Below are 9,915 nucleotides of genomic sequence, written 5' to 3' on the forward strand. Positions count from 1 at the left end.
TCTCTCACTCACGCTTTCCCATGCCACGCTCACTCAAAAAAGGCCCCTTCGTTCAGCAGGCCCTCCTCGAAAAGGTGGACAAGCTCAACGACGCCAAGCAGAAGCGCCCCATCAAGACTTGGGCTCGTTCTTCCATGGTCACGCCCGACCTCGTCGGCCACACCTTCCTCGTTCACAACGGCAAGGACTTCGTGTCCGTCTATGTGACTGAAAACATGGTGGGCCACCGTCTCGGTGAATTCGCCCTGACCCGCCTCTTCAAGTCCCACGGTGCTGTCACCGTCAAGGCTGCCAAGTAATCCCCACCAACGCCCGATCTCTTCATGTTCATCCGCGCTTCCATCGGACAAACCGCTTTCTCGCTGCTTTTCGTGGCGGGTGTGGCTGGCGTGCGTGCGGATGACAAGCTTGAGAACCAGGAGCTGCTCCTGTCCCTGCAAGTCGCCGCCGCAAAGATCCAGTCCCTGGAGTCGGCTGCTGTCGCCGCGAAGGACAAGAACGACGCCCTGGCTCAGAGTGCCGCTGCCGCCAACGCTGAAAGCAACGAACTCAAGGATCGCTACGAGAAGCTTCGTGGCCTTCTGGAGGGGCTCGGCGTCGGTGCGCTCGAAAATGCCAAGGATCAGACCCAGGAACGCCTCCTTGCGGCTCTCAGTGACCTTAGTGTCATGAAGCAGCAGCGCGATTCGCTGGCAGAAGCTTTGATCGAGATGGCTGAGTCCAGCATGTCGTTGATGAAAGCCACTCCTTCGGCCGACCCAGTCGCGGCAGACCGGGTGAACAAGGCCATCACGAAGGCTGATGCCGCGTTGGTCAAGGCGGGGGGCGGTCCGGAAGGGCAGCACGTCGCCGGCGATCTGCAGAACGCCCGGGTGGTGAGCCTGAAGACCGAACTCGGCATCGCCGTCCTCTCCCTTGGTGCCAAGGATGGCGTGAAGCCCGGCATGCCCTTTGAAATTTTCCGCGAAGACAAACCCATCGCCAAAGCCCTCGTCACCGAGGTCCGCAACGTGGTCTGCGGTGCTGTGATCCAGGAACTGGCCAGTGCCAATGACCCGGTCCGCGTCGGCGATCGTGGTCGCGTCGATCTCTCCAAATCCCTCTAAACGAAGAAAGCCCAGAATACTCCGCTTTATGTCCGTCCGCTCCGTCCTCAAATACGCCAGGATCTCCTCGCAGAAAGCCCGCCAGGTCACGCGTGCCATCACCGGCATGCCCGTCTCCCAGGCCCTGAGTGTTCTCGACTTCACTCCGAAGAAGGCCGCCTTCCTCGTCGGCAAGACACTCCGTTCCGCCATTGCCAACGCCGAGAACAATCACGAGCAGGACGCATCGGAGTTCATCGTCCAGTCCGCCACCGCCACCCCCGGGCCGGCCCTGTCACGCATCATGCCCCGCGCCCGTGGCTCCGCAGCTCCGATCAAGAAACGCATGACTCACATCACCGTCATCATCGGCGCTCCGAAGACTGCCGAGGCCCCTGCCGCCGGCGAAGCAGCCGCCGTGCCCGCCAAGAAGGCCCCGGCGAAGAAGAAGGCCGCTCCGAAGGCCAGAAAAGAGAAAGCTTCTGAATAATCGCAACGCCACCGAACCGCACCAATTCATCTTATGGGACAGAAAGTAAATCCGATCGGTTTCCGCCTCGCAGTCACAAAAGACTGGCGCTCCAAGTGGTATGCTCCTGAAAAGGAATACGCCGATTCGCTTCACAGCGACCTCGCCATCCGTGCCTACCTCAAGGAAAAGCTCATGCAGGCCGCCATCTCGAAGATCGTCATCGAGCGCGCCTGGAACCAGGTGCGCGTGACGCTCCACACAGCACGTCCCGGCCTCGTCATCGGCCGCAAGGGCCAGGAAATCGACGTGATGAGCCAGAAGATCTCCGAAATGTGCGGTGGCAAACAGGTGAAGATCGACATTTTCGAAATCAAGCAGCCTGAACTCGATGCCCAGCTCGTTGCCGAGGCCGTGGCCGTCCAGCTTGAGCGCCGTATCTCCTTCCGCCGTGCCATGAAGCGTTCCGTGCAGACCGCCATGGACATGGGTGCAGACGGCATCCGTCTCCGCTGTGCTGGCCGTCTGGGTGGCGCTGACATCGCCCGCGCCGAGTGGTATCGCCAGGGCAAGGTGCCCCTTCAGACCCTGCGTATCCCGATTGATTACGGTTTCGCTGAAGCCAAGACCGTGTATGGCATCATCGGCGTCAAATGCTGGCTGAACCGTGGCAACGCTCCTGAAACCGGCGTGTCCCGCCCGGGTGGCGAGCGCCGCCCGCGCCGCGATGGCGACCGTGGCGACCGCCGTGGTCCTGGCGGACGCGGTGGTGACCGTGGTCGTGGTGCCCCCGCGCCGGCCCCCGCTCCCGAGGCTGCTCCTGCCGCCGCCGAGTAATCGTCCCTTCTGTCTGTCATTTTAACATTCGTCACTTCACGTCATGGCCCTCCTTCCAAGCAGAGTTAAATATCGCAAAGCCCAGCGCGGCAACCGCGGTGGCAACGCCACCAGCGGCAACAAGCTCGACTTCGGCGACTTCGGACTCCAGACCCTTGAGCGTGGCTGGATCAAGAACATCCACATCGAAGCCTGCCGCGTCGCCATCACCCGCTTCCTGAAGCGCAAGGGCAAGGTCTTCGTCCGCATCTTCCCGCACAAGCCGGTGACGCAGCGTCCGCCGGAAGTCCGAATGGGTAAAGGGAAGGGTTCCCCGGAGTTCTGGGTGGCCGTCGTCCTTCCAGGGCACGTCCTGTTTGAAGTCTCCGGCGTTAACGAGGCCACTGCCCGTGAAGCCTGCCGCCTGGCCGCCAACAAGCTCGGTGTGCGTACCCGCTTCGTCACCCGCGAAAGCCTGCACAAATAAGAACTGCGAATTGAGAACCGCGAACCGCGAACTGCCTTTATGAAGATCAAAGAACTCCGTGAATCGACTGTGGAAGAGCTTTCCTCACGCCGTCGTGAACTGAAGCAGGAGGCGCTGAACCTGCGCATCCAGCAGAGCACCGGTGGCGGCCAGCTCGAAAACCCCGCGCGCCTGACCCAGATCCGCCGCGAGATCGCCCGCATCGAAACCATCATCACCGAGCGCTCCCGCGCCGCAGCCGCCAAGAAGGCCGCCTAACCCCACTGAAGCATTCCCACCCTCATGAGCGAGACCGCAGCAGCCCCCGAAAAGAAAGCCGTGCGCAAGACCCGTGTCGGCGTCGTGGTGTCCGACAAAATGTCGAAGACCATCGTCGTCAAAGTCGAGCGCCGCGTGCCGCACCCGCAGTTCAAGAAGATCGTGCGCAAGACCTCCAAATTTTACGCCCACGATGAGAAGGAGCAGGCCAAGGAGGGGGACAAGGTCCTCATCGCCGAAACCCGCCCGCTTTCCAAGCTGAAGCGCTGGGAGCTGGTCGAAGTGCAGAAGCACTAGTCATCCCTCAATCCGAAACCCTCACAGGAGATACTGCTTATGTTGCAAATGGAGTCCTCAATCCCGGTGGCTGACAACACCGGCGCCCGCATGGCCGAGATGATCGGTGTGCTCGGCAAGAAAAACACCCGTTTCGCCTATGTCGGCGACATCATCACCGCCCACGTGCGTGAATCCACGCCGACCGCCGCTGTGAAGAAGGGTGAAGTGGTCCGCGCCGTCGTCGTGCGCACCGCTCATCCGATCCGTCGCTCCGACGGCTCGATCCTGCGCTTCGACAAGAACGCGATCGTCATCATCGACAAGGACAACAATCCACGCGGCACCCGCATCTTCGGCCCCGTGGCGCGTGAACTGCGCGACAAGAACTTCATGAAGATCGTCTCCCTCGCCCCCGAAGTGCTGTAACATCATGAGCCGCATCAAGACCCACGTCAAAAAAGGCGACAACGTCGTCGTCATCACCGGGGAGGGCAAAGGCTCCCAGGGAACCGTCCTCGAAGTGTTCCCGTCCAAGAGCCGCGTCATCGTCGAAGGTGTCAACATGATCAAGAAGGCCATCAAGCCTTCCCAGCAGAACCAGCAGGGCGGTTTCCAGGAGAAGGAAGCTCCCATCCACGTCTCCAATGTGAAGAAAGTGGACGCTCCGGCCAAGACTGCGAAAAAGAAAGTTGCCAAGAAGAAGGCCAAAGCCTAAATCCCCGCCCCCCATTTGCCTCCCCCCTCGTGCCACAGCCTGAAACGGCCTGTTCATCGAAGGAAAGGCGGCACAGCCCGAACCTGAACCATGGAACACGTACTCCAGACACTCTATAAGCAGAAACGCACCGAGCTGCAGACCCAGCTCGGCCTCAAAAATATCCACGAAGTCCCCAAGCTTGAGAAGATCGTCATCAACTGCTCCGTCGGCAGCCAGGGCGAACGCAAGCAGGCCGTGGAAGACGCCGTGAATGAAGTCTCCCTCATCACCGGCCAGAAGCCCATCGTCACCAAGAGCAAGAAGGCCATCGCCAACTTCAAGCTGCGTGAGGGTGAAAACGTCGGCGTCAAGGTGACCCTGCGCGGCCCGAAGATGTACGACTTCATGATGCGCCTCGTCCGCACTGCCATTCCCCGCATCCGTGACTTCCGTGGTGTGGCCCCCCGTTCCTTCGACGGTCGTGGCAACTACACCCTCGGCGTGACCGACCAGTCCATCTTCCCCGAAATCGAGCTCGACAAGATCAAGCGCTCCCTCGGTTTCGACATCACCTTCGTCACCAGCACCAACAGTGACGATCATGCCCGTGAGATGCTGCGCGCGCTCGGCATGCCCTTCCGCACCCGCACCGCCCAGCCGAAGAAAGAGGGCGAGGCCGCCGCGTAAAACCCATCTGCTTATCTCAGCGACATGAACGATCCGATTTCCGATTTCCTCACGCGCATCCGCAACGCCTGCGCCGCCCAGCAGGAGCATGTGCTCATCCCCTTCAGCAAGATGAAGGCCGAGCTCTCCCGCATCCTCCACGAGGAAGGCTACATCTGGGGCTATGAGGTGGACACCAGCGCCACCCACCCGCGCCTCAAGTTGAAGCTCAAGTACAACGACACCAAGGAAAAAACCCCGGTGATCCGCAATCTCACCCGTGTCAGCAAGCCTGGTCTGCGTCAATACGTCGGCAGCGATGAAGTGCCCCGTGTTCTCGGCGGCCTCGGCATTTCCATTCTTTCCACCTCCCGCGGCATCATGACCGGTGCCAAGGCCCGCAAGGCCAAGGTCGGCGGTGAACTCCTCGCCACTGTCTGGTAAAACCTCCAACCGTCACAAAAACTCATGTCACGCGTAGGCAAACAAGTCATCACCATTCCAGACAAGGTCTCCATCAAGCTGGGCGACGATCGCTCCGTGCAGGTCAAAGGCCCGAAGGGCGAACTGGCCTGGACCATCCCGCAGGGCGTCAGCGTCGCCGCTGGTGCCAAGGAGATCAACGTCACCCGCGAGTCGGAAGACCGCCGTGTCCGTGCCCTTCACGGCACCACTCAGCGCCTGATCACCAACATGATCGTGGGTGTCAGCCAGGGCTACACCCGCAATCTTGAGATCCACGGCGTCGGTTTCCGTGCCGCAGTCAAGGGCACCAACATCGACCTCCAGCTCGGTCAGTCCCACGACCGTCTGCATCCCATCCCGAAAGGGGTGAAGGTGACCGTCACCGAGAACACCAAGATCGCCATCGAAGGCATCGACAAGCAGGTCGTCGGCCAGCTTGCCGCTGACATCCGCGCCTACTATCCGCCGGAGCCGTACAAGGCCAAGGGCGTCCGTTATGTGGGCGAGCACATCCGCCGCAAGGCCGGCAAGTCCGTCAAGTAACCCTTTTTCGATCCGCTCCCCATGGCTGTCACCAAACGCAAAGAAATCCGCCAGCGCATTCACAAGCGCATCCGCCGCAAGCTCAGCGGCACCGCCGAGCGCCCGCGCCTCACGGTTTATTTTTCCAACACCAACGTTTACGCCCAGATCATCGACGACGAGGCCGGCAAGACCATCGTCTCCGCCTCGACGAAGGAGAAGGGCTATGGCGCCGGCAAGGCCAACATCGAGCACGCCACGAAAGTCGGTGCCGCTGTGGCCGAGCGTGCCATCGCCAAGAACGTCTCCCAGGTCGTCTTCGACCGTTCTGGCTTCAACTACCATGGCAAGGTCAAGGCCCTCGCCGACGCCGCCCGTGAGAAGGGCTTGAAATTCTAAACCGCCCCACCGCTCTATTTTATGGCCGAAGAAACAGTAGTCATCGAAACCGAAGCTCCGGTGGAAGCCGCACCGCCCCCTCCCACCCCCTCCTATGGTGGTGGATTCCGCGGCCGCGACGATCGCGGTCCCCGGGAAGTGGACGGCGTTGAGAAGGTCGTTCACATCAATCGTTGCGCCAAGGTCGTCAAAGGCGGCCGGCGCTTCAGCTTCAGTGCCCTCGTCGTCTCCGGTGACGCCGCCGGCAAGGTCGGCTGGGGTTTTGGCAAGGCCAACGAAGTGTCCGATGCCATCAAGAAGGCCACAGAGGCCTCCCGCAAGAACCGCTTCGCCGTCAATCTCAAGGACAGCACCATTCCGCATGAAGTGACCGGTGCCCACGGTGGTGGTTTCATCATGCTGAAGCCTGCCACGCCAGGTACCGGCATTATCGCCGGTGGTGGTGCCCGCGCCGTGCTCGAAGCAGCCGGTGTGAAAGACGTGATCGGCAAGTCCCTCGGCTCCAGCAATCACGCCAACGTCGTCAAGGCCACGCTCGCCGCGCTCAGCGCCCTGCGTCCGGGTGACGAGATCCTCCGTGCCCGTGGCAAGGAGATCAAAGAGCGCAAGGCTCTCTGATTGAACAACTGAAAACAGCGAACAGCGAACAGCGAACTTTTCATGCAACTTCAAGACGTCAAACCCCGCCCCGGAGCCAAGAAGCGCCGCAAGCGCATCGGCTGTGGTGAGAGCTCCGGCCACGGCAAAACCTCCTGCAAAGGCCACAAGGGTCAGATGGCCCGTGCGGGCCGCGGCATCCGCCCTGGCTTCGAAGGTGGTCAGATGCCAATGCACCGTCGTCTGCCCAAGAAGGGCTTCAACAACGCCCTCTTCCAGGACGCCATCGAAGTCGTCAATGTCGGCGACCTCAATGAATCCTTCCAGGACGGTGCCGTCGTCAACGAGGCCTCCCTCCGCGAAGCCGGTCTGGTCACCCGTGGCTGCGATGTCATCAAGATCCTCGGCACCGGCGATCTGAGCCTCAAGCTCACCATCGAAGGAGCCAAAGTCAGCGCTTCGGCCCGTGAAAAGATTGAAAAGGCCGGTGGTTCCATCGCCGCCTGATTTTTCCTGACCCAACCATTCTGATGGGCCGGTTTCCGCGCGGTGAACACCGTCAGGATTCAGGCCCATCTTCGCTTCCAGCCATCTCCCATGATCTCTGCTTTCGCCAACAGCTTCAAAGTCCCGGAACTTCGCTCGCGCATCCTTTTCACGCTGGCGATGATCGTCATCGTCCGCATCGGGGCTTCCATCACGCTTCCGGGCGTCGATCCCTTCGTGCTCAATGCCTGGATCGAGAACAAGGCCGGTGACAATGCATCCGGTGCCGCCCAGGTCGCCGCTTTGTTGAACATCTTCTCCGGTGGCGGCCTGCAAAACTGCGCCATCTTCGCCCTCGGCATCATGCCTTACATTAGCGCCAGCATCATGCTGCAGCTCCTCACCGCCGTGTGGCCGCCGCTCAGCAAGATGGCCCGCGAGGAAGGCGGTCGCCAGAAGATCACCCAGTACACCCGCTTCGCCACCATCGCCCTCTGCGTGTTCCAGGCCACGCTGCTGGCGCAGTCCCTCGCCGACCCCGGGCAGAACTACCTCATGGCCGGCTTGCAGGACACCATCGACAAGCTCGGCGGCCGTCCGCTGGTCCCCGGCTACGGCATCGGCTTCGTCATCACCAGCGTCATCACCATCACCGCCGGCACCATGCTCATGATGTGGCTGGGTGAGCAGATCACCGAACGCGGCATCGGCAATGGCGTCTCCATCCTCATCTGCGTGAACATCGTCTCCGACCTCCCTGGTGCGTTGATCCAGGTGTGGCAGACCTTCGTCAGCAGTGACAAGGCCGATCCGAAGAGCGCCTTCACGCTCGTCCTCCTCATGGGCTTCATGATCCTCGTCATCGCCGGAGTCATCGCCCTCACCCAGGCCACCCGCCGCATCGCCATCACCTACGCGAAGCGCGTCGTTGGCCGCAAGGTCTATGGCGGCCAGACTCAGTATCTGCCGCTGAAGATCAATTACTCCGGCGTCATGCCCATCATCTTCGCCCAGGCCATCCTGCTCTTCCCCTCGACCATCCTTGCCTCCCTCTTCAAAGATGTGAACTGGATCCAGAAGATGGCCATCTTCATGAGCAGCGGCTGGGTTTACTACGTTGCCTCCTCCCTGCTGATCTTCTTCTTCAGCTACTTCTGGGTCGCCACCATGTTCCAGCCCACCCAGATCTCCGAGGATCTCAAGAAGAGCGGCGGCTATGTCCCCGGCATCCGCCCCGGCAAGCCCACGGCTGACTTCCTCGACTTCACCATGAGCCGCCTCACCTTCGCAGGTGCCATCTTCCTCACCTTCCTCTACGTCATGCCCGGTATCGTCAGCAGCGGCATGAAGATCTCCAGCTCCGCCGCCCAGTTCTTCGGCGGCACCAGCCTCCTCATCCTTGTCGGCGTCGTCCTCGACGTCATGCGTCAGGTGGAAACCCACCTCCTGCAGAGCCACTACGACGGCTTCCTCAAGAAAGGCCGCATCCGTGGCCGTGCGGACCGCCTCCAGCAGAGCGGCGGGAAGGCCATGGACGCCACCACTCTCGTCTGGCTCTGGGTCGGTCTCGCTGTCATCGTGCTGATCGGTGTGGTTTACCGTCTGGCCATCAAGTGAGCTTCTTTGACCGCGTCATGGCCTTCATGAAATCGGGGAACATCCCCATCCGCCACGGCGCGCAGCAGCAGTCCATCCGCAAGGCCTGCCAGGTCGCGCGTGATGTCCTCCTCAAGACCGCCGCCGAAGTCCGCATCGGCGCCACCACCGCCGAGATCGACCGCCTCGCCGCCGCCGAGATCAAGGCCCGCGGCGCCACCAGCGCCTTTCTCAACTACCGCCAGTTCCCCGGCCATATCTGCATCTCCATCAACGAGGAGGTCGTCCACGGCATCGGCGGCCCCCGCGTCATCCAGGATGGCGATGTGGTGAAGATCGACATCGGCGTCCATTATGACGGCTGGGTCGGCGACAATGCCCTCACCGTCCCTGTCGGGAACGTCGCCAAGGAAACGCTGCACCTCCTCGCCGCCACCGAGGAGTCCCTCCTCAACGCCGTCAAATACGCCCGCGACGGCTGGATGCTCGGCGACCTCTGCCACAGCGTCGAGGCCCACGTCACCCAGTATGGCTACAGCGTCGTCCGCGAATTCGTCGGTCACGGCGTCGGCCGGAAGCTTCACGAGGAGCCCCAGGTTCCCAACTATGGCAAAAAAGGCGAGCGACCCCGCCTCAAGGCTGGCATGACCCTCGCCATCGAGCCGATGATCAACATGGGCACCGGCAAGACCCGCATCCTGGAGGACAAATGGACCGTCATCACCCAGGATCGGAAACCCTCCGCCCACTACGAGCACGTCGTCCTCATCACTCCCGATGAGCCCGAGATCCTCACCGCCCGCGGCCGCATGTTCCCGAAAGGCGTGAACGACCTCACCCCACGCCCCGTCTCCGAGCTCGGCTGAGCCGGGACGAGCCCGGAGGGAAAACGCTCCCGCGTTGCCGCCTGCCGTCATGCGTGGCTACGCCTCGCCGCCATGCTCTTCAAAGGGATGCGCGAGCACTCCTGCCCGCAGCCAGCTCATCACGCTGTGCCGGGACGGGGCCGGGCGAAGGGCGAAGGGCGGAATGCGGAATGCGGAATGCGGAATGCGGAATGCGGAATGCGGAATGCGGAATGCGGAATGCGGAA

At 61.7% G+C, this 9,915-nt stretch carries 17 protein-coding genes; all 17 read left to right on the plus strand.

Annotated elements, in window-relative coordinates:
* Positions 1 to 20 precede the first annotated feature (20 nt).
* The 17 genes from rpsS to map all read left to right on the plus strand — a co-directional run bounded on the left by rpsS (position 21) and on the right by map (position 9,688).
* Positions 21 to 299 carry a 30S ribosomal protein S19 gene (gene rpsS, locus IAE77_RS01640; protein WP_294220851.1) on the plus strand — a complete coding sequence of 93 codons (279 nt, stop codon included), beginning with the start codon at positions 21 to 23 and terminating at the stop codon, positions 297 to 299.
* A gap of 24 nt (positions 300 to 323) precedes the next feature.
* The gene (locus tag IAE77_RS01645; RefSeq protein WP_294220853.1) at positions 324 to 1,106 is read left to right on the plus strand and encodes a hypothetical protein; all 783 of its coding nucleotides are present in this window, start codon (positions 324 to 326) and stop codon (positions 1,104 to 1,106) included.
* Between the two features lie 28 nt (positions 1,107 to 1,134).
* Positions 1,135 to 1,575 (plus strand): 50S ribosomal protein L22, encoded by a 441-nt coding sequence (gene rplV / locus IAE77_RS01650; RefSeq protein WP_345780949.1) that lies wholly within the window; start codon positions 1,135 to 1,137, stop codon positions 1,573 to 1,575.
* A gap of 33 nt (positions 1,576 to 1,608) precedes the next feature.
* Entirely contained in the window at positions 1,609 to 2,391 is a 783-nt protein-coding gene (gene rpsC, locus IAE77_RS01655) for a 30S ribosomal protein S3 (RefSeq protein WP_294220856.1), read from the plus strand.
* 43 nt (positions 2,392 to 2,434) lie between these two features.
* Positions 2,435 to 2,857 carry a 50S ribosomal protein L16 gene (rplP, locus tag IAE77_RS01660; protein ID WP_294220859.1) on the plus strand — a complete coding sequence of 141 codons (423 nt, stop codon included), beginning with the start codon at positions 2,435 to 2,437 and terminating at the stop codon, positions 2,855 to 2,857.
* A 39-nt stretch (positions 2,858 to 2,896) separates the two neighbouring features.
* Positions 2,897 to 3,115, plus strand: a complete 219-nt coding sequence (gene rpmC / locus IAE77_RS01665) for a 50S ribosomal protein L29 (RefSeq protein WP_294220862.1) — start codon at positions 2,897 to 2,899, stop codon at positions 3,113 to 3,115.
* A gap of 24 nt (positions 3,116 to 3,139) precedes the next feature.
* Positions 3,140 to 3,412, plus strand: coding sequence for a 30S ribosomal protein S17 (gene rpsQ, locus IAE77_RS01670; RefSeq protein WP_294220865.1), 273 nt, complete (start codon positions 3,140 to 3,142; stop codon positions 3,410 to 3,412).
* Positions 3,413 to 3,451: 39 nt separating this feature from the next.
* Positions 3,452 to 3,820 carry a 50S ribosomal protein L14 gene (gene rplN, locus IAE77_RS01675; protein WP_294220867.1) on the plus strand — a complete coding sequence of 123 codons (369 nt, stop codon included), beginning with the start codon at positions 3,452 to 3,454 and terminating at the stop codon, positions 3,818 to 3,820.
* A gap of 4 nt (positions 3,821 to 3,824) precedes the next feature.
* Positions 3,825 to 4,109 (plus strand): 50S ribosomal protein L24, encoded by a 285-nt coding sequence (gene rplX / locus IAE77_RS01680; RefSeq protein ID WP_345780950.1) that lies wholly within the window; start codon positions 3,825 to 3,827, stop codon positions 4,107 to 4,109.
* A gap of 90 nt (positions 4,110 to 4,199) precedes the next feature.
* Entirely contained in the window at positions 4,200 to 4,778 is a 579-nt protein-coding gene (gene rplE, locus IAE77_RS01685) for a 50S ribosomal protein L5 (RefSeq protein WP_294220870.1), read from the plus strand.
* A gap of 24 nt (positions 4,779 to 4,802) precedes the next feature.
* A complete protein-coding gene (gene rpsH, locus IAE77_RS01690) occupies positions 4,803 to 5,201 on the plus strand; it encodes a 30S ribosomal protein S8 (protein ID WP_294220872.1) in 399 nt (132 codons plus the stop codon).
* A 24-nt stretch (positions 5,202 to 5,225) separates the two neighbouring features.
* Entirely contained in the window at positions 5,226 to 5,765 is a 540-nt protein-coding gene (rplF, locus tag IAE77_RS01695; protein ID WP_294220875.1) for a 50S ribosomal protein L6, read from the plus strand.
* 21 nt (positions 5,766 to 5,786) lie between these two features.
* Positions 5,787 to 6,143: a 50S ribosomal protein L18 gene (rplR, locus tag IAE77_RS01700; RefSeq protein ID WP_294220877.1), complete on the plus strand. Its 357-nt coding sequence runs from the start codon at positions 5,787 to 5,789 to the stop codon at positions 6,141 to 6,143.
* A 21-nt stretch (positions 6,144 to 6,164) separates the two neighbouring features.
* Positions 6,165 to 6,761: a 30S ribosomal protein S5 gene (rpsE, locus tag IAE77_RS01705; protein ID WP_294220879.1), complete on the plus strand. Its 597-nt coding sequence runs from the start codon at positions 6,165 to 6,167 to the stop codon at positions 6,759 to 6,761.
* 42 nt (positions 6,762 to 6,803) lie between these two features.
* On the plus strand, positions 6,804 to 7,247 hold the full coding sequence (gene rplO / locus IAE77_RS01710) for a 50S ribosomal protein L15 (protein WP_294220882.1): 444 nt from the start codon (positions 6,804 to 6,806) through the stop codon (positions 7,245 to 7,247).
* 90 nt (positions 7,248 to 7,337) lie between these two features.
* Complete coding sequence (secY, locus tag IAE77_RS01715; protein WP_294220884.1) at positions 7,338 to 8,843, plus strand: preprotein translocase subunit SecY; 1,506 nt, start codon at positions 7,338 to 7,340, stop codon at positions 8,841 to 8,843.
* A gap of 17 nt (positions 8,844 to 8,860) precedes the next feature.
* Positions 8,861 to 9,688 carry a type I methionyl aminopeptidase gene (gene map, locus IAE77_RS01720; RefSeq protein ID WP_294220887.1) on the plus strand — a complete coding sequence of 276 codons (828 nt, stop codon included), beginning with the start codon at positions 8,861 to 8,863 and terminating at the stop codon, positions 9,686 to 9,688.
* Positions 9,689 to 9,915 lie beyond the last annotated feature (227 nt).

It is taken from the genome of Prosthecobacter sp. (genome assembly GCF_014879935.1).
GTDB lineage: Bacteria > Verrucomicrobiota > Verrucomicrobiia > Verrucomicrobiales > Verrucomicrobiaceae > Prosthecobacter.